The sequence below is a fragment of the Actinosynnema sp. NPDC023794 genome, assembly GCF_040639675.1.
Taxonomy (GTDB): Bacteria; Actinomycetota; Actinomycetes; order Mycobacteriales; family Pseudonocardiaceae; genus Actinosynnema; species Actinosynnema luteola.
In genome coordinates this window covers 840,257-861,852 of record NZ_JBFAFR010000001.1, presented here as the reverse complement: position 1 = coordinate 861,852, position 21,596 = coordinate 840,257, and the positions used below count along the sequence as shown (strand labels likewise).

The 21,596-nt window shown below is 73.6% G+C and carries 23 protein-coding genes; 8 read left to right on the top strand and 15 right to left on the bottom strand.

Features of this window, described 5'->3' with window-relative positions; genetic code table 11:
• The first annotated feature begins 240 nt into the window (after nt 1-240).
• The 4 genes from AB0H12_RS03885 (at nt 241) to AB0H12_RS03870 (ending at nt 3,773) form a co-directional block, all read left to right on the top strand.
• Nucleotides 241-831: an RNA polymerase sigma factor gene (locus AB0H12_RS03885; protein ID WP_499620612.1), complete on the top strand. Its 591-nt coding sequence runs from the start codon at nt 241-243 to the stop codon at nt 829-831.
• Entirely contained in the window at nt 824-1,906 is a 1,083-nt protein-coding gene (locus AB0H12_RS03880) for a CU044_5270 family protein (RefSeq protein ID WP_499620611.1), read from the top strand. The genes AB0H12_RS03885 and AB0H12_RS03880 overlap by 8 nt, the downstream gene beginning before the upstream one ends.
• A 125-nt stretch (nt 1,907-2,031) precedes the next feature.
• The gene (locus AB0H12_RS03875) at nt 2,032-2,538 is read left to right on the top strand and encodes a SigE family RNA polymerase sigma factor (RefSeq protein WP_053721042.1); all 507 of its coding nucleotides are present in this window, start codon (nt 2,032-2,034) and stop codon (nt 2,536-2,538) included.
• Entirely contained in the window at nt 2,535-3,773 is a 1,239-nt protein-coding gene (locus AB0H12_RS03870; RefSeq protein WP_499620610.1) for a hypothetical protein, read from the top strand. The genes AB0H12_RS03875 and AB0H12_RS03870 overlap by 4 nt, the downstream gene beginning before the upstream one ends.
• Nucleotides 3,774-3,826: 53 nt before the next feature.
• Here the strand turns inward: AB0H12_RS03870 and AB0H12_RS03865 are convergent, their stop codons facing one another.
• Nucleotides 3,827-5,038: a pectate lyase gene (locus AB0H12_RS03865; RefSeq protein ID WP_499620609.1), complete on the bottom strand. Its 1,212-nt coding sequence runs from the start codon at nt 5,036-5,038 to the stop codon at nt 3,827-3,829.
• A 248-nt stretch (nt 5,039-5,286) separates the two neighbouring features.
• Between AB0H12_RS03865 and AB0H12_RS03860 the strand changes: the two genes are divergently transcribed.
• Nucleotides 5,287-6,132 (top strand): SDR family oxidoreductase, encoded by an 846-nt coding sequence (locus tag AB0H12_RS03860; RefSeq protein WP_499620608.1) that lies wholly within the window; start codon nt 5,287-5,289, stop codon nt 6,130-6,132.
• A gap of 12 nt (nt 6,133-6,144) precedes the next feature.
• Here the strand turns inward: AB0H12_RS03860 and AB0H12_RS03855 are convergent, their stop codons facing one another.
• From AB0H12_RS03855 to AB0H12_RS03810, 10 genes are all read right to left on the bottom strand, one after another.
• Complete coding sequence (locus AB0H12_RS03855) at nt 6,145-6,696, bottom strand: GNAT family N-acetyltransferase (protein ID WP_499620607.1); 552 nt, start codon at nt 6,694-6,696, stop codon at nt 6,145-6,147.
• The gene (locus AB0H12_RS03850; RefSeq protein ID WP_499620604.1) at nt 6,693-8,165 is read right to left on the bottom strand and encodes an ABC transporter ATP-binding protein; all 1,473 of its coding nucleotides are present in this window, start codon (nt 8,163-8,165) and stop codon (nt 6,693-6,695) included. Before AB0H12_RS03850 ends, AB0H12_RS03855 begins: the two co-directional genes overlap by 4 nt.
• A complete protein-coding gene (locus tag AB0H12_RS03845) occupies nt 8,162-8,932 on the bottom strand; it encodes an ABC transporter permease (protein ID WP_499620602.1) in 771 nt (256 codons plus the stop codon). Before AB0H12_RS03845 ends, AB0H12_RS03850 begins: the two co-directional genes overlap by 4 nt.
• Nucleotides 8,929-9,873 carry an ABC transporter permease gene (locus AB0H12_RS03840; RefSeq protein ID WP_499620601.1) on the bottom strand — a complete coding sequence of 315 codons (945 nt, stop codon included), beginning with the start codon at nt 9,871-9,873 and terminating at the stop codon, nt 8,929-8,931. Before AB0H12_RS03840 ends, AB0H12_RS03845 begins: the two co-directional genes overlap by 4 nt.
• Nucleotides 9,870-11,405, bottom strand: a complete 1,536-nt coding sequence (locus tag AB0H12_RS03835) for an ABC transporter substrate-binding protein (RefSeq protein ID WP_499620599.1) — start codon at nt 11,403-11,405, stop codon at nt 9,870-9,872. Before AB0H12_RS03835 ends, AB0H12_RS03840 begins: the two co-directional genes overlap by 4 nt.
• Nucleotides 11,406-11,415: 10 nt before the next feature.
• Entirely contained in the window at nt 11,416-11,949 is a 534-nt protein-coding gene (locus tag AB0H12_RS03830; RefSeq protein ID WP_499620598.1) for a class I SAM-dependent methyltransferase, read from the bottom strand.
• On the bottom strand, nt 11,946-13,127 hold the full coding sequence (locus AB0H12_RS03825) for an MFS transporter (protein WP_499620596.1): 1,182 nt from the start codon (nt 13,125-13,127) through the stop codon (nt 11,946-11,948). The genes AB0H12_RS03830 and AB0H12_RS03825 overlap by 4 nt, the downstream gene beginning before the upstream one ends.
• Nucleotides 13,124-13,585, bottom strand: coding sequence for an enolase C-terminal domain-like protein (locus tag AB0H12_RS03820; protein WP_499620595.1), 462 nt, complete (start codon nt 13,583-13,585; stop codon nt 13,124-13,126). Before AB0H12_RS03820 ends, AB0H12_RS03825 begins: the two co-directional genes overlap by 4 nt.
• Nucleotides 13,483-14,001 (bottom strand): hypothetical protein, encoded by a 519-nt coding sequence (locus AB0H12_RS03815; protein WP_499620594.1) that lies wholly within the window; start codon nt 13,999-14,001, stop codon nt 13,483-13,485. Before AB0H12_RS03815 ends, AB0H12_RS03820 begins: the two co-directional genes overlap by 103 nt.
• Before the next feature lie 138 nt (nt 14,002-14,139).
• On the bottom strand, nt 14,140-14,670 hold the full coding sequence (locus AB0H12_RS03810) for a CGNR zinc finger domain-containing protein (RefSeq protein ID WP_499620593.1): 531 nt from the start codon (nt 14,668-14,670) through the stop codon (nt 14,140-14,142).
• Between the two features lie 39 nt (nt 14,671-14,709).
• On the opposite strand from AB0H12_RS03810, the gene AB0H12_RS03805 reads away from it, so the two are divergent.
• Entirely contained in the window at nt 14,710-15,639 is a 930-nt protein-coding gene (locus AB0H12_RS03805; protein ID WP_499620591.1) for an EamA family transporter, read from the top strand.
• Here AB0H12_RS03805 and AB0H12_RS03800 read toward each other — a convergent pair.
• From AB0H12_RS03800 to AB0H12_RS03790, 3 genes are all read right to left on the bottom strand, one after another.
• Nucleotides 15,636-16,640, bottom strand: a complete 1,005-nt coding sequence (locus AB0H12_RS03800) for a hypothetical protein (protein WP_499620590.1) — start codon at nt 16,638-16,640, stop codon at nt 15,636-15,638. The two genes, AB0H12_RS03805 and AB0H12_RS03800, sit on opposite strands and share 4 nt — an antisense overlap.
• A gap of 176 nt (nt 16,641-16,816) precedes the next feature.
• Nucleotides 16,817-17,188 carry an RNA-binding S4 domain-containing protein gene (locus AB0H12_RS03795; RefSeq protein WP_499620589.1) on the bottom strand — a complete coding sequence of 124 codons (372 nt, stop codon included), beginning with the start codon at nt 17,186-17,188 and terminating at the stop codon, nt 16,817-16,819.
• Nucleotides 17,189-17,230: 42 nt separating this feature from the next.
• Complete coding sequence (locus AB0H12_RS03790; protein ID WP_499620588.1) at nt 17,231-18,589, bottom strand: alpha/beta fold hydrolase; 1,359 nt, start codon at nt 18,587-18,589, stop codon at nt 17,231-17,233.
• Between the two features lie 104 nt (nt 18,590-18,693).
• On the opposite strand from AB0H12_RS03790, the gene AB0H12_RS03785 reads away from it, so the two are divergent.
• Both AB0H12_RS03785 and AB0H12_RS03780 read left to right on the top strand, forming a co-directional pair.
• A complete protein-coding gene (locus AB0H12_RS03785; protein ID WP_499620587.1) occupies nt 18,694-19,734 on the top strand; it encodes a sensor histidine kinase in 1,041 nt (346 codons plus the stop codon).
• Complete coding sequence (locus AB0H12_RS03780) at nt 19,731-20,360, top strand: response regulator (protein ID WP_499620585.1); 630 nt, start codon at nt 19,731-19,733, stop codon at nt 20,358-20,360. Before AB0H12_RS03785 ends, AB0H12_RS03780 begins: the two co-directional genes overlap by 4 nt.
• Nucleotides 20,361-20,405: 45 nt before the next feature.
• Here the strand turns inward: AB0H12_RS03780 and AB0H12_RS03775 are convergent, their stop codons facing one another.
• Nucleotides 20,406-21,590: a serine hydrolase domain-containing protein gene (locus AB0H12_RS03775; protein ID WP_499620583.1), complete on the bottom strand. Its 1,185-nt coding sequence runs from the start codon at nt 21,588-21,590 to the stop codon at nt 20,406-20,408.
• Nucleotides 21,591-21,596 lie beyond the last annotated feature (6 nt).

Sequence of the window (21,596 nt, the reverse complement as noted above, 5' to 3'; positions counted from 1 at the left end):
CCGTGAACGACGATCTGGCCGCCCACGTCGGCGCGCTGACCGAGCCATCGCGCCGGGCCGTGAGCCGGCCGGGGTCCATCCGACGTCGGCGGCCCGCCCGCCGGGCCGGTCGACGCTCGGCCTGAGCGGCACGGCCACCACCAGCCCCCCGCGGTCGCCGGTCGACCGTACAGTCACGGCCACTACCCACGGTGCCGTGAACGCGGCGGCCCGCTGCGGGCAACACCTGGTGTGAGGATCATGACCGAGCACGCCGGCGGCGGGGCTGCCGACGCCGACGACCGGCCGGACCTGTCCGGACCGCACCCGTCGAGGCTCTTCGGGCAGCTGTTCGACCGGCACTCCCGGCCGCTGCACCGCTACCTGGCGCGCCGGGTCGGCGACCTGGCCGACGACCTGGTCGGCGAGACGTTCCTGATCGCGTTCCAAGGCCGCGCCGGCTACGACCCCGGCCGCGGCACGGCGCGTTCCTGGCTCTACGGCATCGCGACGAACCTGCTGCGCAGGCACGTGCGGCAGGAGGTGCGCGGGTTGCGCGCGGCGGCACGGGCGGCCGGGTCGGCGGCGGGCGCGGAGGACCACGAGAACCGGGTCGCCGACCAGGTCGACGCGTCGGCGCGGGCCCGGCTGCTGGCCCGCGCGCTGGTCGAGCTGGACGCCGGCGACCGGGACGTGCTGCTGCTGACCAGTTGGGCCGGGCTGGACTCGAACGAGGTCGCCGAAGCACTCGGCATCCCCGTCGGCACGGTCCGCTCCCGCCTGCACCGCGTGCGGCGGCGGCTGCGGTCGCACGCGTCGACCACCGAACACACGAGGAGCGGCGATGAGTGACGACAACATCCGCCGCGTCTGGACCGAGGACGAGCTGGACTCCGCGCTGGACGCCTTGAACGCCGACGTCCGCGCGGACGGGCCGGTGCTCGCCAGGGCCAGGGCGGCGCTGATCACGACCATCGAGCAGGGGGAGCCGGAAGTGACCACGACGCAGGAGCACCGACCTCGCCGGTCGACCCGGCGGTGGCTGGCCGGTGCGGCGGTCGTCGTCCTGCTGGTGGCCGGCGCGCTGATCGCGCAGACCGTGTCGTTCGGCCCTCCCGCGCCGGCGACCGCCGAGGCCGTGCGCACGCTCGACCGGGCGGCGGCCCAGTCGGTCGGCGCGGTGGACGAGCCCGTCGGGCCCGGCCAGTACCGCTACGTCGCCACGCACGCCTGGTGGATGGGCACCTCCTCGGTGGAGGGGAAGGTCTTCGCCCGGCTCACGGAGCACCTGCTGGAGACGTGGGCGCCCGCGAACCCGCGTGACGAGTGGCTGCTGCGCCGGGACGTCACCGGCAACGAGCAGTGGGTCGTCGGCACCAAGGAGGAGGCCGAGGCGGCCGGCGTGGCCGACCAGCGCGGCCTGCCCGAGGGGGAGTGGCGTGCGACGTGCGGCGACTTCTTCGGCGAGTCGAAGTGCCAGGACCCCGGTTCCTGGCAGAACCCGACCGCCGAGTGGCAGGCGAGCCTGCCGACCGACCCGGACGCGTTGTTCGCGCGGTTGCGGGCCGACGCGCCGGACAACGACGCAGGTGACGCCGCGCTGTTCGCCTACGCCGCCGACGCGTTGCGCAGCGGGCTGGTCGGCAAGGACGTGCGTGCCGCCATCTACCAGGCCCTCACCAGGATCGGCGGCCTGGAGGTGACCGAGGAGCGGGCCAACCTGGGCGGTCGCGTCGGCATCGCGCTCGGCGTCGACGACGGCGAGCGGCGTCGGGAGATCATCATCGACCCGGAGACCGGCCGGTTCATCGGCGAGCGGGTGGTCGCCACCGACGACGTGCAGGACTTCGAGGCCGGGACCGTGCTGGAGTTCACCGCGGTGAGCACGGGGGTCGTGGACGCCATCGGGGTGAAGCCCGCCGGCTGATCAGGCGGCTCGAAGGGCCCGTGCGCTCGGGGCGCGCGGGCCCTTCGCCGTGGTCACGCAAAGTTACGGGCAACGGGGTGCGCGCGGACGCCGTATAGGGGGTGACCGAGTGGAGGAGGTGTCACGTGCACGATCGGGACCGCGAGTTCCGGGCGTACTTCGAGGCACGGGCGGCCGTCGTGCGGCGGACCGCCTTCTTGTTGTGCGGCGATTGGCACCGGGCCGAAGACCTGGCGCAGACCGTGCTGGCCAAGGTCTACGTGCACTGGGGGCGGTTGGACCGGGACGGACGGGTCGACGCGTACGTGCGCAAGGTGTTGGTGCGGGCCGTGATCGACGAGTCGCGGTGGCGGGGTCGGCGGCCGGAGACGGTGGTCGAGGCGGTGCCGGAGGTGGCCGCGGCGTCGACGGGGGTCGAGGAGGCCATGGACGTGCGCCGGGCGTTGGCCGCGCTGCCGCCGAGGCAGCGCGCCGCGGTCGTGCTGCGGTACTGGGAGGACCTGCCGGTCGCGGAGACGGCGGCGGCGCTCGGCTGTAGCGAGGGAACGGTGAAGAGCCAGGTGGCCAAGGGGTTGGGCGCCCTGCGCCGTGCGCTGGCGACCAAGCGGACCGTGCTGTGGGAGGGCTCGTGAGCGACGAGGTGCGGGACATGATCAGGTCGGCGTTGGCGGACGAGCCCGCGCTGGGCCTGGAGTTCGAGCGGGTCCTCGAGGACGGGCGCAAGCGGCGGGCCCGTCGGCGGTTCGGCGCGCTGACCGCCGCGGCGGTGGGTGTCGTCGCGGTGGTCGCGGTCGCGGTGAGCGGGACGTTCGCGCAGACCTCGGCCCCGGCCGCCGGGATGCTGTCCACGTCGGCGACGACGAGCGTGACGTCGTCCGTCGCGGCGGCGCCCGGCTGTGTCACGGAGTCGATGGCCGGGGGTTTCCCCGACCTGCCGCGCGGCACGGCGACACCGGCGGAGCTGGCCGAGTCGGGTCGGCTCACCGAGGCGTTCGAGCAGTTCCCGCTGCCGCTGCCGGCGGGGGTCGAGGCGACGCCCCTGCGGTTGTGCGCCATCGACGGGAGCTGGGGCGGCACCTTCCGCCTCACCGGCGACCGGTCGGTCATCGTCTACGTCCGACCGCTCGGCGGCCAGCCGCCCGCCGGGTGCGTCCTGTACACACCGGAGACGCGGTGCTCGGTCAAGGTGCTGCCGGACGGCTCGACGGCACGGGTCACCGTGGAGCCGGGTGCGGAGGCGACGTTGGTCAGCGCCGACGTGTGGCGTGCCGACGGCACGTACGTGAGCGTCACGGAGACCGGCGGCAGGGGCTCGGTGACCAGGGTCCTCGACGACGACCAGTTGACCGCCATCGCCGCCGCGCCGCAGCTGAAGGTGCAGGCGGTGGGCCGCGAGGTGCCCGCCGCCCCGTCGGACGACCGTGCGGCCCAGCTGGGCGCGGTGCTGGTCAGCGCCATCCCGCCCGGTCTGGAGGTCGAGCGGACGCCCACCGACGAGGCGCTGGTGTTCCGCGTCCGGCAGGGCGGCTACCGCGCCGTCGCGAACCTGACCGACTCGGCGGGAACCGGCTGGGTGATGGTGAACCTGGAGCGGCCCGGCGCCGGTGAGGTGGACTGCGGCGGTCGTGCGACGTGCCGCCTGGTCGACCTGTCGGGTGGCCGCAAGGCGGCGCTGGAGACCGTGGTGGAAGGCGGCGTGACCAGGATGTCGCTGAACGCGAAGGCGGCCGACGGCACGGGGATCGGCGTCCAGACCTCCAACGTCGCGGACACCGGCGGCGTGTCCGACACCCCGACCCGGCCGACCCCGCCACTGGCGGAGGCGGACCTGGTCCGGATCGCGGAGCTGCCGAACCTGCACTGGTGATCGTGGTGCGGGCGCGTCGTCCGGGGGTCGATCGCGCCCGCACCACCGATCGGCTAGCGCTGGGTGATGTCGGACGGCGAGTAGAAGCAGTTCTTGCCGTCCGCGCCCTCGCCGATCTTCTTCGGCTCGGAGCCCTTGGGCACGCCCTGGTACTTCTCGCAGATCACCGTGCTGCCGTAGACCGTGATGCGGGAGAAGCGGGCCGTGTCGCCCCAGTTCGTGTTGATCCCCGCCAGCACCTTCGTCGACCGCGCCGTGACGCCGTCCACGACCACGTGCCGCTGGTAGGACATCGAGCAGTTGCCGCACGCCCGGTACAGCTTGCCGCTGCTGTGGACCTGGAAGTTCCGGATGGTCACGGTGCCCGCGCCGTTGTGCTGGAACACCTTGTCCGCGCCCGACTTCGCGCCGCCGCCGTCCACCAGGTAGGTCGCGGAGGCGTTGGGGCTCTTGAACGTGGCCGCGTCCTCGCCGACGTCGTTCCACCACACGTTGCGGATCGTGCAGGAACCCTCGCAGTGGACCCCGTCACCCGCCGGCGCGTCGATGATCACGTTCTGGATGGTGCCGCCGTTGGCCACGACGAACATCGGGTCCTGGCTCTCGCCCTGGCCGCCGTCGCCGATGCCGTAGTACCGCTTCATCCCACCGTCGAAGAACGTGCCGGCGTTGCGGGTGGTGGGGGTGTGCACGCTGCCCGTGTCGGTGGGCCAAGGGCCGCTGCCGTCGCCGCCACCACCGGGGTTGGTCGTGGTGGTGGTCGTGGTCCGGCTGGTGGTGGTCGAGGGGGAGGTGGAGGGGGAGACGGACGTGCTGGTCGGCGAGCCGGTGCACGTCACCCCGTTGAGCTTGAACGAGGTCGGCGCGGGGTTCGAGCCGGACCACGTGCCGTTGAAGCCGGGGGTCGTGCTCGCGCCCGTGGCGAGGGAGCCGTTGTAGCTCGCGTTGCGGACGGTCACCGTGCTGCCCGACTGGCTGAACTCGCCGCCCCACAGCTGGTCGACGCGCTGACCGGCCGTGAAGGTCCACTCCAGGCTCCAGCTCGACAGGGCGTCACCCAGGTTGGTGATCGTGACGTTCGCGCCGAACCCGCCGCCCCACTGGTTCGTGACGGTGTAGTCGACGCGGCACCCGACGGCCGCGTAGGCGCTTTGACCGCCCGCCACCACCATCGCCGCGGCCATCGCCGTCACCGAGGCCGTGGCCGTGATCGCCGCGAACCGGCCGGTCAGCTTTCTCTTGCGCGTGCCGGTCACCGTGTTCATGCATCGCCTCCTTGCGAGCAGGGCAATCCTGGGAGCGCTCCCAGGAAGGTAACCCCGTGCGGTCACATTTGTGTAGAAGATTCATGCACGTGAATTGCGACCGGAATAGCCGCGGTGTTTCGACGTATTCGCCGAAAGGTTGTCGAATGCGGTTCGAATACCCTTCGACCGCGTTCGAGGCCCTGACGGCGAGCCGCGTCCCGCCAGGGGTGGGAGACTCGGCGTGATCAGGGAGGGGACCACGCCGCATGCCTTCGATCGCCGTCACGGGTTCCACCGGCCAGCTCGGCGGACGTGTCGCCCGCCGCCTCGCGGACGCCGGGCACGCCCAGGTGCTGCTCGTCCGCGACCCGTCCCGCGCGCCGGACCTGCCCGCGGCCACCGTGGCCGAGGCCGCGTTCGCCGACCACGACGCCGTGCGCCGAGCCCTCGACGGCATCCCGACCGTCCTCATGGTCTCGGCTTCCGAATCGGTGGACCGCGTGGACCAGCACCGCGCCTTCGTCGACGCAGCGGCCGCCGCGGGCGTCGCCCACCTCGTCTACATCTCGTTCGCGGGCGCCGCGCCGGACGCCACCTTCACGCTCGCGCGCGACCACTGGGCCACCGAACGGCACATCGAGGCCGGCGGCCTCGCCTTCACGTTCCTGCGCGACAACCTCTACGCCGACTTCCTGCCCGCCATGGTCGGAGCCGACGACGTGCTGCGCGGCCCCGCCGGCGACGGTCGGGTGGCCGCCGTGGCGCAGGACGACATCGCCGACGCCGCCACCGCAGTGCTCACCGACCCGAAGACCCACGCCGGCCGCACTTACGACCTCACCGGCCCCCAGGCCCTGACGTTGCACGAAGTCGCCCGAGTGCTGTCCGGTGCCACCGGCCGGACGATCACCTACCACCCCGAGACCGTCGAAGAGGCCTACCGCTCACGCGCGGGGTACGGCGCGCCGGACTGGCAGGTCGACGCCTGGGTCTCCACCTACACCGCCATCGCCAACGGCGAGCTGTCCGAGGTGAGCGACGCCGTGCCCACCCTCACCGGCCACCCCGCCACGTCGTTGGCGGACCTGCTCCGCCGACGACGTGACGGGTGATCTGACCTGTTCTCAGCGTGCCAGCGGGATCTCGAAGTGGACGGTCTGGAAGCTGATCGGGTCGCCGTCACGCGCGTCGTGCACCTCCTCGGCCATGGACCTCCAGAACGGCTCGGCGCCCGCGATCCGGGTGTCGGTGTGCAGGTACAGCCGCTCGTAGCCCGGCGTCCCCGCGACGAACGCGGTGGCCATGTCGACCAACGCCCGCGCCAGCCCGGAACGGCGGTGCTCGGGCCGCACGTACACGCGGAACAACTGCGCCGTGCTGCCGTCCGGGTAGCGGGCGGCCAGCCAGGCGGGGTGCGGCGGGCTGGCCGGCGCCGTGGCGCGCACACCGGTCGTCCCCACCACTTCGCCACCCTTGACCGCGACGAACAACGCGTGCCGCTCGGGCCGCAGGTACGCGCCGTCGAGGTCGACCACGTCACGGTGCCACTCGGGCCGGTAGCCGTAGCCGAACTCCCGGTAGAACGTGTCCAGCATGACGCTGCGCGCGCCGTCCACATCGGACGGCGTGGCAAGGCGGACCTCGTAAGGCCCTACTTCGCGGTGGTACAAGGTCATGTTTTCCTCTCCTCTGTTCCTTCCATCGAGCGGCCCAGCAGGCCGATGGTCACCGGGTGGGTGGGGGAACCCAGGACGTCGCCCGCCGGCCCGTGCTCGACGACGTGCCCCCGGTGCAGCACGGCGACGCGGTCGGCCAGCCGCGCGACGACGGCCAAGTCGTGGCTGATCAGCACGACGGTGCAGGTCAGCGCGGCGAGCTGGTCGAGCAGGCTCGCCTGGGTCAGGGTGTCGAGGCCGGAGGTGACCTCGTCGCACACCAGCACGTCCGGCCGGGCCAGCAGCGCCCGCACCAACGCCGCGCGTTGCAGCTCGCCGCCGGACAGCCCGGCCGGCCGGCGGGTCACGGTCGCCTCGTCCAGCCCGACTGCCGCCAGTTCCGCCAACGCCGCCGCACGCGGGTCGGCGACGCCACCAAGCCGCACCGCGGTCCGGCTCACCTGGTCCAGCACGGTCCGGTAGGCGTCGAACGACGCACGGGCGTCCTGGAACACGTACTGCACCGCCGCCAACTGCGCCCGTGACCGACGGCGCAACGACCGGGGCAGCGGACGCCCGTCCAGCAGCACGTCGCCGGTGAACCCGGCGTGCAGCCCGGCGACGCACCGGGCCAGCGTGGTCTTGCCGCTCCCGGACCGCCCCACGACGGCGAGGCACTCACCCGCGCCCACCCGCACGTCCACGTCGTGCAGCACGGTCGTGGCACGGTGCCGCGCCGTCACCGCCCGCGTCCGCAGCCGGACCGGCTCGACCGGCCGTTCGGCGGGCACGGTGACCCGGGGCTGCGCGGCGACCAGCTCGGCGGTGTAAGCCGACCGCGGGCGGTCGAGCACGTCGGCCACCGGGCCCGCCTCCACCACTCGGCCCGCCCGCAGCACCACGACCTCGTCCGCCAACGCGCGCACCACGTCCAAGTCGTGCGTGAGCAGCACCAGCGCCACCCCCTGCGCCACGACCGACGACAGCTCGTCCACCACCTCGGCCCGCGTGATCGGGTCCTGCCCGGTGGTCGGCTCGTCCGCGACCAGCACCGCCGGGTCGCCGACCAGCGCCTGCGCCAGCATCACCCGCTGCTGCTGGCCGCCGGACAGCTCGTGCGGGTACCGGCGCAGCAGCTCCACCGGCACCCGGGCCCGGCGCAACGCGTCGGCGATCAACGAGTCGCGATCACCGGGGTGCAGGGCGGCGATCTCCCGGAACACGCCACCGAGCCGCCGCACCGGGTTCAGCGCCGCCGACGGCTGCTGCGGCACGAACCCGACCCGCCCGGTCACCGTGATCCGCCCGCTCACCGACACGCCCGGCGCGTGCTCGCCGAGCAGCGCCAACCCCGTGGTGGTCTTGCCGCTGCCGGACGCGCCGACCAGCGCCACCACCTGCCCCGCCGACAGCGCGAAGCTGACACCGTCGACCAACGTGCGCGCCCCGGCCACCGCGCGCAGGCCCTCCACGTGCACCACCGTCGTCACGTACGCGCCTCCGCCCTCAACGCCCGGTCGAACACCAGGTTCAACCCCACCGACAACGCCACGATCAGCAACGCGGGCACGACCACCGCCCACGGCTGGATGAACAGCCCCACCCGGTTGCGGTCGACCATGACGGCCCAGTCGGCGGCGTCCGGCGCGACGCCGACGCCCAGGAAGCTGGCCGACGCGACCAGGTACAGCGCGCCGGTCAGCCGCACGCCCAGGTCGGCGGCCAGGGTCCGCAGCATCGACCGTCCCGTGTAGACGATGGACGTCCGCCACCACGCCTCGCCCTGCAACCGCATCGCCTCCAGCGCCGGACGACCGGCGATCTCCAGCGCGGCGGCCCGCGAGATCCGCGCCACGTCCGGGAAGTTGACCAGCGCCACCACGCCGACGAGCACCGTCAGCCCCGGCCCGGCGATCGCCGCCACCAGGATCAGCACCAGCAACGACGGCACCGCGAGCAGCAGGTCCAAGGGCCGCATCAGCACCTCGTCCACGATCCGCAGGCGGGTCATCGCGGCGAGGACGCCCCACGGCACGCCGAGCAGGTACGAGAACGCCGTCGCCAGCAACGCCACCAGCACCACCGCCTGCCCGCCCGCGAGCACCTGGTGCCACACGTCCCGGCCCACGAAGTCCGTGCCCAACGACGAGTTCTCCGCGAACGGCGCGCCGCGGGTCAGCTCGTCCGGCACGAACCACGGGCCGACCAGCGCCAACGTCAACGGCACCAGCACGAGCAGCCAGCCGACGCCCCTCACGCGATCGCCACCGAACGCGGCGCGAGCCGGAACACGAGCAGGTCCGCGACCAGGTTCACCGCCACCGTGGTCACCGCGAACACCACCGCGAGCCCCTGCACCACCGGCAGGTCGCGGCCCGCGACCGCGTCCACCAGGATCGTGCCGAGACCGGGGACGACGAACACCGCCTCGACCACGATCACGCCGCCGAGCAACCAGTCGGTGGTCCGCGCCACCTGCTGCACGGCGGGCGCCAGCGCGGTCGGCAACGCGTGCGCGAACCGGACCCGCGTCACCCCGATGCCCAGCCGCCGCGCGTGCCGGACGTGATCGGACGCCAGCGCGTCGATCATCCCCGCCCGCACGAGCCTGCTGATCGAGCACAACGGCCGCGCGACCAGCACCACCAGCGGCAGCACCAGCACGGCGGGCTGCCCGAGCAGGTCGGCGCCCACCGCCGTGGGCGGCAACCACCGCAACTGCACCCCGAACAACGCGATCAGCACCACGGCCAGCGCGAACTCGGGGATCGAGTGCAGACCCACGGTCACCGTCGTGACCACCCGGTCCAACGGTCCGCCCTCGCGCAACGCCGCCAGCACGCCCAGCAGCACCGCCAACGGGACCAGCAGCACAAGGGCGAGCACGGCCAGCACGAGCGTCGGGCCCAGCCCGTCGTGCAGGAACTCGGCCACCGGCCGGCCGGAGATCAGCGACACGCCGAAGTCGCCCCGCGCCAACCCCCGCAGCCAGTCGCCGAACCGCGGAAGCGGCGGCCGGTCCAGCCCCATCGCGGCCCGGATCTGCTCGATCCGCTGCGGGTCGGGGTTGTCGCCCGCCAACGCCACCGCCGCGTCCCCCGGCAACGCCTGCACCAGCAGGAACACCACGGTGACGACGGCGAGCACCTGGACCAGGCCGATGGCCAGCCGCCGGGCCGCGTACCGGCGCAAGCTCATCCCAGCCACACCTTGTCGAACCGCGCCCAGTCGAGCGTGTTCGCGGGCGCGGTGGAGATGCCGCCCACCTTCGGCGCGGCGCCGACGATCCAGTCCGCGAAGCCCCACATCAGGTAGCCGCCCTCGGCGTGCAGGGAGCGTTGCATCTCGCGGTACACCTCACCGCGCGGTCCCGCGTCCACAGTGGACACGGCCTTGTCGTACAGCGCGTCGAACTCGGGCCGGGCCCACTTCGTCACGTTCGTGCCCGATCCGCTCAGCAGGCGTTGCGCGACGTGGGTCTCGATCGGCATCGCGCCGGACCGGAAGCTCGACAGCGAGCCGTTCTTGAGCGTGTCGGACCAGTAGCTGTCCTTGTTGCCGGTGACCACCTCGATGGTCAACCCCGAGCCCTTGACCTGGTCCGCGAACACCGTGGCGGCCTCGACCATCCCGGCCGCGGCGGTGGAGGTGTCCAGCTTGACCGTGAGGCCCTCGGCGCCCGCGCGGCGGATCAGGAACTTCGCCTTGTCCAGGTCACGCGTGCGCTGCGGGATGTCGTCGGCGTAGTGCTGGTAGCCCTTGCCGAACAGGTCGTTGCCCACCTGCCCGCTGCCCGCCAGCACCGACTCGACCAGCTGCGGACGGTCGGCCATCAGGAACATCGCCTCGCGCAGGTCCCGGTTGTCGAACGGGGGCCGGTCCAGCTTCATCGCGAAGGCCTGCACGGCGCTGTTGGGCGCGCGGTGGATCGCCATCCGGTCGCCGGCACCGTGGCTGCGCGCGGTGGTCGGGGTGAGGTCGTGCGCGTACTCGACCTGGCCGCCGAGCAGCGCGTTCGCCCGCGCGGACTCCTCGTTGGCGATCACGAACTCCAGCTCGTCCAGGTGGGGCGCGCCCTCCCAGTACTCGACGTGCCGCTTGAGCAGCACCGACTTGCCCGGCTCGAACGACACGAAGCGGAACGGCCCCGAGCCGACGGGCGTGGTGAAGTCCTCCGTGCCGGCGGGCACGATGTACGCGCCGAACGCCGCCAGCACGTTCGGGAACTCCACGAACGGCCGCTTCAGCGCGAACTCCACCGTGCGCTCGTCCACCGCGCGGCTGTTGGGCAGGTCGATCAGCGCGAGGCTGGACTTGGCCCGGAACGCGCGGGCGGGGTCGAGGATGCGGGCGTAGCTGGCCAGCACGTCGTCCGCGCGCACCGGCTGCCCGTTGTGGAAGGCGGCCTGCCGCAGCGTGATCCGCCAGCGGGTCAGGGTGGCGTCCGGCTCCCACTTCTCGGCGAGCCTGGGCTGCGCGGAGACGTCCGGGCCGAGGTCGGCCAGCTTGTCGTACAGCGCCTTGGACCGGGCGGCCTCCACGAACAGGTTCGCCAGGTGCGGGTCCAGCACCTCCTTGGCCCCGGCACCCGCGAACGCCGCGCGCAGCCGGCCGCCGGCGCGCGGGGTGGACGCGGCGGAGGTCGGTTCGGCGGCGCCGCACCCGGTGAGGGCGGCGACCGAGAGGCCGGCGGTGAGGCCGAGGAAACCGCGGCGGTTGAGGGAGTGCATGTGCTTCCTTTCAGTGGCGCAGGCGCGCGACGTGGTGCAGGCGGTCTCCGGAAAGGGCTTCGCCCAACTCGGCGTCGGCCGTCCACGGGTGGTCGGGTGCCCAAGGAGGTTCGGTGCGCGGCCCTGGTGCGTCGAACAGGGCGAGCACGTCGAAACCGACGGGGTCGATCCAGAGCCTGGTGTGCGAGGTGTAGGGGACGCCGCCCCAGACGACCGTGCGGGTGCGCGCGCCGTCGAGCAGTTCGGTGCTGCCCAGGAAGAACGCGCCGTTGCGCAGCTCCGCCACCAGCAGGCCGCCCGGTTCGAGCTGGACCACGCGCTCGGAGCTGTCCAGCCCGACCACCTCGTAGCCGAGCCCGGCCAGGTGGCCCGCGTCGCGGCCGGTGCCGCAGCCGACGTCCAGCAGGGTGCGCCGGGCCCCGGAGTGGTGGTCGGCGCCGAACCTGGTCACGACGTCGTGCGCGAACCGGGCGGCGACGTGGTCGGGGTCGGGGAACTGCTGCTCGTGGAGGCCGGGGTTGTCCGTCAGCAGGTTCTCGCTCATCGGGCCGCCTCTCGTTCCACGGTGAGCGCGCCACGTCGGTGCAGCCGGGCCACGGCCGCCGCGCACCCGAGCCCGACGCCGACGCAGAGCAGCGACGCCAGCGGGGCCGACCGGCCGAACACCCAGCCGATCGCCGCGTTGCCCAGGGCCGCGGCCAGGCCGGAGACCAGGTAGAACACGCCGAAGTACGTGCCGGCCAAACCCGTGCGGCCGAACGCGGGGATCAGTTCGTAGACGAACGGGTGCGCGATCATCGCGCCGACCGCCAGCAGCAGCGCGGCGACCAGCACGGGCGTGATGCCGCCGAGCGGGCCGACGTGGCTCACCGCCGTGGCGACGAACCCCAGCCCCGTCACGGCGAGCCCGAGCGCGATGGCCCGACCGCGCGCGAGCCGACCCAGCGCGCGGGTGATGCGCACCTGGAACAGCAGCGTGGCCAGGGTGGACACCAGGAACAGCGCCGCGACGGCGAACGACGAGCCGGACAGCCGCCGCGCCTCCAGCGGCAGCACCAGGTACAGCTGGTTCTGCAGCACGAACATGCCGGTGAGCGCGCCGGTGAACGCCAGGAACCGCCGGTCGGACAGGCACTCGCGCCAGTCGTCCAGCACCGTGCCCCGGTGCGCCGCCGCCGGCCGGTCGGGCAGCACGACGGCTTGCGCGACCGTGAGCGCGGCGAAGATCCCGGCCGCCACCAGTGCCGCGACGCGGAAGTCCCACAGCACCAGCAGGCCGCCCAGCAGCGGACCGGCCAGCGCGCCCGCCTGCCCGTAGACGTTGAACAACGCGAACGCGCCCGCCCGGTCGGACGACTCGTCGGCGATGTACGCGCGCACGGCCGGGTTGAACAACGCACCGGCCAGTCCGCTGAGGACGGAGGCGGCCAGCAGCACCGCCACCGACTCGCCCGCCGCGAACAGCCCGAACCCGACGGCCCGGACCGCGCAGCCCGCGATGATCACCCTCCGGGGCCCGAGCCGGTCGGCCGCCGAGCCGCCGAACAGGAACAATCCCTGCTGGCTCAACGTCCGCACGCCGAGCACGGCGCCGATGGCCGCGACCGACAGACCGAGGTCGCCGAGGTGCGTGGCGAGGTAGGGGATCAGCAGGTAGAAGCCGGTGTTCACGCCGAACTGGTTGACCAGCAGCAGGCGCACGGACAGCGGGAAGCGCCTCATCGGCGCACGACCCCGCCCGAGTCGGTGGCGGGCGCAACGCCGAGACCGGGTGCGCCGGCCAGGCGCAGGGCGCCGTCCTCGCCGCCGGTGCCGGTCCACGGGTCGTCGGCCGGCGGCAGGTGGCCGTCCAGGTCGACCCATCGCGCGTAGCCGGTCAGGTGCACGGCCGGCGCGATGCCCGGTGAGCCGGCCACCAGGCAGCCGAGCATCACGCCCAGGCCGCACCCGCGCGCGACGTCGATGACCTCCCGGGCCGCGGTGATCCCGCCGCACCTGGCCGGCTTGACGTTCACCCCGTCGACCAGGCCCGTCGACGCCCGCACGTCGGCGACCGCGGCGGCGTCCCCGTCCGCGATCAACGGCACCGGGCACCGCTCGCGCAGCCACGCCGGCTCGTCCCGGCGACCGGGCGCGATCGGCTGTTCCAGCGCGTCGACACCGGTGAGCGCGTCGACCACCTCGACCGGACCGAGCCAGTGCACCTCGTCGAACTCCTCGTAGGCGACGTCGCGCGGGTGAGGTCCTTGCGGTAGGCGCGTTCGACGGCCTTCGGGTCCGCTCCGGGCAGGCCGAGGTGCGCGGCCACGGTGGCGACGGTGGACAGGTAGTAGTCGCAGGACGAGATCACGCCGTCGAACGCCGGCACGCCGTGCGCGCGTTCCACGTAGGACAGCGGTGACGGCACGTCGTTGGTCCCGGCGGTGAGCACGTTGTCCGCCGCCGGCAACGGGTGCGGGTGCGCGGGCGCGGAACGCGGGTAGTGCCGGAGGTCGCGGGTGAGGAAGGTGAACCGGTGGCCGGACTCGTGGATCGCGCGGGGCAGCGACGAACCCATCGCGCCGACCCAGCTCTCGATCATCAACAAGTGCGCCACGCGTGCTACTCCGAAGGGGCGTCGAACAGGACTGGGAGAATGGTAATCATTGTCAGTCCGGTGGCGAGGCCGTCGATGGAGTGATGTGGCTCACCGGGTTCGGCTGGAGGTCACCTCCGCGGCGAAGTGCGAGAAGTCTCAGTGCCGGCGGGCGCGATAGGCCGCGACGGCGATCCGGTTCCCGCACGTCGTGCTGCAATAGCGGCGCGAGCGGTTCCGGGAGAGGTCCAGCACGAGCCCGCCGCACGTCTCGTCCGCGCAGACGGAGAGGCGGCTCATCTCGTCGGCGCGGATCACGTCGACCATCGCCATGGCCGTCTCGACGGCGATCCGGTCGGCGAGCGGGGTCGCGGGGTCGGTGGCGTGCAGGTGGTAGTCGAAACCGTCGTGCCGCACGAGCCGCGGCACGGCCCGGTGCCTGGCCAGGATGTCGTTCACGATCCCGACGGCGGTGTCGCGGTCGCTGGTCAGCAGTCGTCGCAGGGTGCCGCGCAGCGCTCGCACGGCCTCCAGTTCGGCCGCGTCGTGCGTGCGTGAGCCGGTGTAGCCGTGCTCGGCGAAGAACGCGTCCAGCTGCGCCTGGCCGGTCATCGTGTCCGGCTCCTCGGCCGAGTTCACCAAGGCGACCGCGGCGACGAGCGACGCCGTCGTGTCATGGGTGAAAAGCATGTTGACAGATTACTCCCGAGGTCCATAGCGTCATGGGTCATGGCGACGATGACGCATGACGTGCAGGTGGGCGGTCTGCGGGCCGGGTTGGGGTTCGCGCTGCTGTCCGCGTCGTCCTTCGGGTTGTCCGGGCCGCTGGCGCGCGGGTTGATGGACGCGGGCTGGTCCTCCGCCGCCGCGGTCGCCGTGCGCGTCCTGTTGGCCGCGGCGGTGCTGGCGCCGATCGCGGTCGTGCAGCTGCGCGGCCGGTGGCGCCTGCTGCGCCGCAACGCACCGCTGATCACGGCGTACGGGCTGGTCGCCGTGGCGGGCTGCCAACTGGCGTTCTTCAACGCCGTCGCGCACATGGAGGTCGGGGTCGCGCTGCTGGTCGAGTACACCGCGCCGGTGGCCGTGGTCGGCTGGTTGTGGCTGCGGCACGGTCAGCGGCCGACCCGGCTGACGGTCCTCGGCGGCGTGCTGGGCCTGGTCGGGCTGTTGCTGGTGCTCGACGTCGTGTCCGGCGCGCACGTCAGCGTGGTCGGCGTGCTGTGGGCGTTGGCCGCGATGGTGGGCGCGGCGGTGTACTTCGTGCTCAACGCGCGTGACGCGGAAGGGCTGCCCGGGACCGTGCTCGCCGCCGGCGGATTGCTGCTGGGCGGCGTCGTGCTGGTGCTGGCGGGCGCGGTCGGGATCGTCCCGTTCGCGGTGTCGGCCGCGCCGGTCGCGTTCGACGGGTTCACCGTGGCGTGGTGGCTGCCGGTGCTCGCGCTCGGCGTGGTGACGGCGGCCCTCGCGTACGTCGTCGGCATCGCCGCGACCAGGCGGCTGGGCTCGCGGCTGGCGTCGTTCGTGGCGTTGACCGAGGTCGTGATGGCGTTGCTCTTCGCGTGGCTGCTGCTCGGCGAGGCGCCGGGCCTGGTCCAGCTGGCCGGCGGCGCGTTGATCCTCGGCGGCGTGGTGGCCGTGAAGCTGGGCGAGCCGCGCTAGGACGTCGGGCGGTCGGCGGACTCCGGGCTCTGGTGCCACGACAGCAGGTCCGCCCGCTTGGTCCTGGCCCGAGCGGCCCGCTCCGCCTGGTCCGGCCGGGCGGACAGGACGCGTTCGGCGGTCTCGAACTCGCGCAACGCCTCGGTGTCCGCCTCGTCGGAGCCGAGCGCGGCCAGCCCGATGCCGCGCCACAACCGCAGCACGCCGACCACGGGCGCGCCGGTCGCCAGCGGCTCGATCACGGCGAGGTGCCGGTCGATGCCGGGCAGGGCGTCGTGCGGGCCCTGCCGCGCCAGCGCCACCTCGCACCACCGGTCGACGGCGTCGGCGGTCACGGACGCGTCCGGCGCGTGCCGCAGCAGGAGGTCGATGCTGCGGGCGAGGTGCGCCTCGGCCTCGTCCACCCGCCCGAGGTCGTCCAACGCCTGCCGCAGGGTGTGGTGGCCGACCGCCGCCGCCATGCCGCCGGGCGCGATCCGCTCGGCCATCGTGACGGCCTCCCGGGCGGCGTGCTCGGCGGCACGGCCCTCGCCCTGGAGCCGGCACGTGTGCGACAGCTCGGTGAGCGTGCAGACCACCGTCTCGCCGGTCCGGTCCACGTTCCGCTGGATTGCCAACGCCCCGGCGAACGCCGCGACCGCCTCGTCCAACGCTCCCGTGCCGCGCAGGGCGCACGCGCGGCAGACGAGCACCTTCGCGTGCAGCGCGCCGTTCGGCTCGGCCTGCTCGACCAGGTCCAGGGCGGTCGTCAACGTCTCCAGCGCGCGCTGCGGGTTGCCGAGCTCCACGTCCACCCGCCCGTGCCCGGCCAGGGCTTGGGCGAGCAGCACCGCTACCTCGCGGTCCCGGCGGTCGAGGCCGTCGAGCTCGTAGCCCGCTACGGCGTACAGGTCGGCGGCCTCCGGGAACCGGCCCGCGATCACCGCCGAGTCGCCCTCCCGCAGCCGCCAGCGCGCCAGCCCGACCCGTCGGTTCCGCTCGTCCCGCCGCTTCCGGTCCACCGCACCTCCCACCGCGGCGGTGCGGGCCGCCCACGCGAGAACGCCGTCCTTTCCTTGATCGCTTCGACTGGCTAGCCCGTTAGGGGGATTTCGCCTGGTTCACCCGAACAGTCCAGACCGGTTGAACGCCATCCGGTCGACGCACGGGTCCGCCACCCGGTGGCGGACCCGTGCCCTCACAGCCGGCCGGTGCGGAACTTGTCCAGGACCCGGCGTTCACGCTTGGTCGGCCGGCCCGCGCCGCGGTCACGCCGGGCGACTTGCGCGGGAGCTTCCGTCGGCGGTGGTGGCGGCGGGGTCCGGTCGATGAAGCAGCCGACCGCGTCGGCCGCGCCGACGCGTTTCTGGATCACCCGCACGACCTCCACGATCCGGGTCGTGTCACCCACTCGTGCACGCACCTCGTCACCGGGTGACACCGACGTGGCGGGCTTGGCCGGCCGGTCGTTCACGCGCACGTGCCCGCCCTTGCACGCCGCCGCGGCGTCGGATCGGGTCTTGGTCAGCCGGACCGCCCACAGCCAGCGGTCCACACGGGTGGACTCCACGCCGTACATCATGGCCTGTCCGCGGCCGGGTTGGTGGAACGGTCAGGGACAGGTCGTGTTCGCGGGCGGCAGGCGTCGGTCGGTCACGTAGGCGCTCACGTGCTCGACGACGCACGGGTTCATCATCCCCGCGAACAGGTTGTGACCCGGCCCGTCGTGGAAGATCGTGCGGCTGCCCGCGACCTGGTCGGTCACCCGCTTCGTCGGCGCGTGGTCCTGCCAGGTGCCCGCGCCGAGGAACGGCGGCAGCGTCGACGGCAGCGGCGCGGGCGGGTTGGCCGTCGGTGTCGGCCAGCCCGTGCACGTCAGCGGCAGGTGCCAGGCCAGGGGGAACGACGCGCCGGTGTTCGGCGCGATCCGCCGCAGCCGCTCGACGGTGCGCGTGACCTGCCGGAAGTCGGAGTGCGGGAAGTCGAGGCACTCCTTCACCCCGCCGCCGGGCAGCCCGGGGTTCGGGTCACGGCCCGGCGGCGGCGCGAAACCGGACGCGTCACCGGCCTCGGCCGCCGTGATGGCCCGCGACACCTCGGCCCACCGGTCGGGGCCGCCCCTGAGCTTGCCGAACGCGAGCGCTTGCAACTGCGTGCCGTCGTAGGCGACGCCGACCGAGAGCGCGGGGATCGGCTCGGCGTCGGCCCGGGCGACCAGCCCCTGCCAACGCCGCTCGACACCCGGTCCCGCCCAGTCCAGGAACCGCCTCGCGAACGCCTCGTTGTCCCGGGCGATGGCGTCGAGCTCGCGGTCCCAGTCACGCGCGCTGTGGTTGCCCGTGCCGTCGACGTAGACCGTGCGCACGCGGTGCGGGTACCGCCGGGCGTAGGCCTGCGCGATCACGCCGCCGTACGAGGTGCCGATGAAGTTCACCCGCCGCTCGCCGAGCGCCACCCGGATGGCCTCGACGTCACGGGCGTCGCTGCCCGAGTCCATGTGGTCGAACAGGTCGGGGTCGGTGTCGCGGCACCGGTCGCCCCGCGCGCGGTTGTCGGCGACGAGCCGGTCGAACCCGGCCTGGTCGGTGGGGAAGCGCGGCGTGCGCAGCAGCCGCCAGTCGCAGTCCAACGCCGGAGCGCTCAGGCCGGGGTAGCCGCGCGGGTCCCAGGTCACCACGTCCATCGACTCGCGGATCCGGTCGAAGACCTGCGGTCGGGACCGCAGGAAGGCGATCTGGTCGCCCTGCGGCCCGCCGAAGTTGACCACGACCGCGCCCTTGCGGACGCCGGTGGCGGGCAGGCGGGCCAACTTCAGCGTGACGGTACGGGCCGAGGTCACGGGCACGGGCAGGTCGGCGCACTCGGCGGCGACCGCGCCGTTGTCGGGACAGGGTTGCCAGTCGAGGGTGGCCGGTGGCCGGTCGGCGTGCGGCGGCACGACGAGCAGCAGCGGCAGGAGGAGTTTGATCACGCCTCCGACGCTAGGAAGACCGGGCCGCCGGGCGCTGTTCGCGATCGTCGTCGGCGGTGTCCACCAAAGTGGACGGCCCACCGCGGCCGGCTAGGGTGGCGGCCATGGCGAGGACTGCGCTGCTGCTCGCAGTGGTGGTGGCCGACACGGGGTTGGGGTGGCTGGAGGGGATGTCGGCCGGTGGCCTGGCCGCCCACGCCGCGCTGACCGCGCTGGTCATGGCGCTCGCCGCCCGGCGACCGCTCGTGGCGTTCCCGATCGCGGTGGCGATGGCGCTGGTCACGGGCGGTGCGTTGGCACTGCTGGCGTGCACGAGCCACGAGGCCGGACGGCACGTGGCCTCACGCCGGGACCTGGTCCTGACCGCCGTCGCCGCGTTCGCCTACCCCGCCGTGCTGCTGGTGCCGACGCAGCGCCTGGCGACCGAGCCGTGGCCCGCGCTGGCCCGCGTCGCGCTGCTGGTGGCGTTGCCGCTGGTCGCGGGCGTGCACCTGACGAGGCAGGCCGAGCGGCTGCGCCGGGAACGGCGGCTGCACGCCGAGCGCGAGCGGTTGCGGGAACGGCTGCGCATCGCGGTGGACATGCACGACTCGCTCGGCCGGTGGCTCAGCCTGGTCTCGGTGCAGGCGGCGGCGCTGGAGGTGGCCCCGCTCCCGGCCGACCAGCGCCCGGTGGCGCGCAACCTCGCGCACGCCGCCCGCACCGCCGTGGACGAGCTGCACGCCGTCGTGGCCACCCTGCGCGACTCGCCCGGTCTGGACGGCGTCGACGAGGTGGTGGAGGAGTTCCGACGCGCGGGTGTCGCGGTGACCGTCGAGCGCTCGGGCGCCGCTCGACCGCTCGCGACCGGCGACGCGGGGCACGCCGCCTACCGGGTCGTGCAGGAAGGACTGACCAACGCGGCCCGGCACGCGCCCGGCGAGCCGGTGGTGGTGTCGTTGGACTGGCAGCCGGACGCGCTGCTGCTCGGCGTGGCCAACCCGACCCGCGGCCGGGTCCGGGACGCGCGGGGGACGGGGTTGGCGGCCCTGGCCGAACGGGTCCGGTCGGCCGGCGGCCTGCTGCGCGTGCACGAGGAGCCGGGCGGGTTCCGGGTGATCGCGATGCTGCCCGTCGTGCCGGACCGGGTGGAGGCCCTCTCGTGATCAAGGTGCTGATCGCCGACGACGAACCGCTGATCACCGCGGGCATCCGGGCGGTGCTGGAGTCGGCGGGCGACCTCGACGTGGTCGCGGTGGCGGCCGACGGCCGCGAAGCCGTGGAAGCCGCCCGCCGGCACCGCGTGGACGTGGCGCTGCTGGACCTCGCCATGCCGGTGATGGGCGGCCTGGCCGCAGCCGCCGCGTTGAGCGGACCGCGGGTGGTGGTGCTGACCGCGTTCGGCGACGAGGCCAACGTCCGGCTGGCGCTGCGGCAGGGGGTCGACGGGTTCGTGCTGAAGAACTGCGCGCCGGACGAGCTGATCCGCGCGGTGCGGGCTGTGCACGCCGGTGAGGCGTACCTGTCGCCCGCCGTGACGCGGCACGTGCTCGGGATGGTCGCGGTGGACGGGCGCGACGAGGACGCGGCACGCCGGCTCGCCACGCTCACGCCGCGCGAGTCGGACATCGTCGCGCTGGTGGCGGAAGGGCTGTCGAACGCCGAGGTGGGCCGCCGCGTGCACATGAGCGAGGCCACGATCAAGACGTACGTGAGCCGCATCCTGGCCAAGCTGGGCTGTCAGAACCGGGTGCAGGCGGCGTTGTTGGTGCGGGACGCCGCGCGGACGTGAACCGGCGGTGGGACACCACGCGGGTGTCCCACCGCAGAACAGGGTCTACTTGGGACCGCAGAGCGCGTGGTCGACGAGGTCCTTGGTGACCTCCTGGTCCAACTCGGGTGCGCCGGGCTCGGCCACCATCGAGTCGGTGTTGATCGACACCACCACGCTGCGCCTGCCGTCCGCCGTCACGCCGTTGCGGGTCTTGAAGCCGGGGATGTCGCCGCCGTGCGACCAGTAGTCGCCGCACGAGCTCGGGATCCGCATGAGACCGAGCCCGTACGCGGCGCCCGCCCACGCCTCGTCCAGCTCCGGCGCGGGCACCGTCTTCGTCATCTCGGCGAGCTGCGCGGGCCGCAGCACCTCACCGCCGATCAGCGCCTTGAGGAACTCGTTGCCGTCCTCGGTGGTGCTGATCATGTCACCGGCCGCGCCGCCCCAGGACGGGTTGTAGTAGGTCACGTCGAGCGCGCGGCCGTACCGCGGGTCCTCCGGGTCGGCTTCCAGGCCCTTCTCCGGGAACCGCTCGTACGCCGTGGCGTGCGGCCGGGGCAGGAACGGCGACGTGCCCGGCAGGTGGGTGTCGCGCAGGCCGAGCGGCTCGACGACGCGCGTGCGCACCTCGTGCTGCCAGGTGTTGCCCGTGACCCGTTGGATGATCATCCCGGCCAGGACGTAGCCGGTGTTGGAGTACTTCCACCGCTCGCCCGGCTGGAAGTCCGGCTGCCGCCGCACGGCGAGCGCGACGAGCTGCTCCGGCCGGTAGGCCCGGAACCGGACGTTCGCGAACTCCTCCTCCAGGAACAGCTCCGGCATCTCGCCGACGTAGTCGACCAGGCCGCTGGTGTGCTGCAACAGGTGCCGCACGGTGATCTTCGCGCCGTCGTTGCCGTGGCCGGCGACGACACCGGGCAGCCACCGCTCGACGGTGTCGTCCAGGGACATCCGGCCCTCGCCGACCAGGTGCAGCACGGTCGCCGCCACGAACGGCTTGGTGAAGCTGCCGATGCGGAACTTCGCCTGCCACGGCACGGGCGTGCGCCGGTCGACGTCGCCGTGACCGCTGCGCACCCGCACGTCGCCGCGTGGAGTGTCCACTTCGACCAGCACGCCGGGCGCGCCCTGCGCCAGCAACGCGTCGGCGTGCCGCTGGAGGGTGGTGGTGCCGGTGTGGGCGTCGGCCGTGCCCGCGGTGGCGAGGACGAGCGCCGCGACCGCGGCTGTCGCGCAGAGTCGTTTCATGTCACC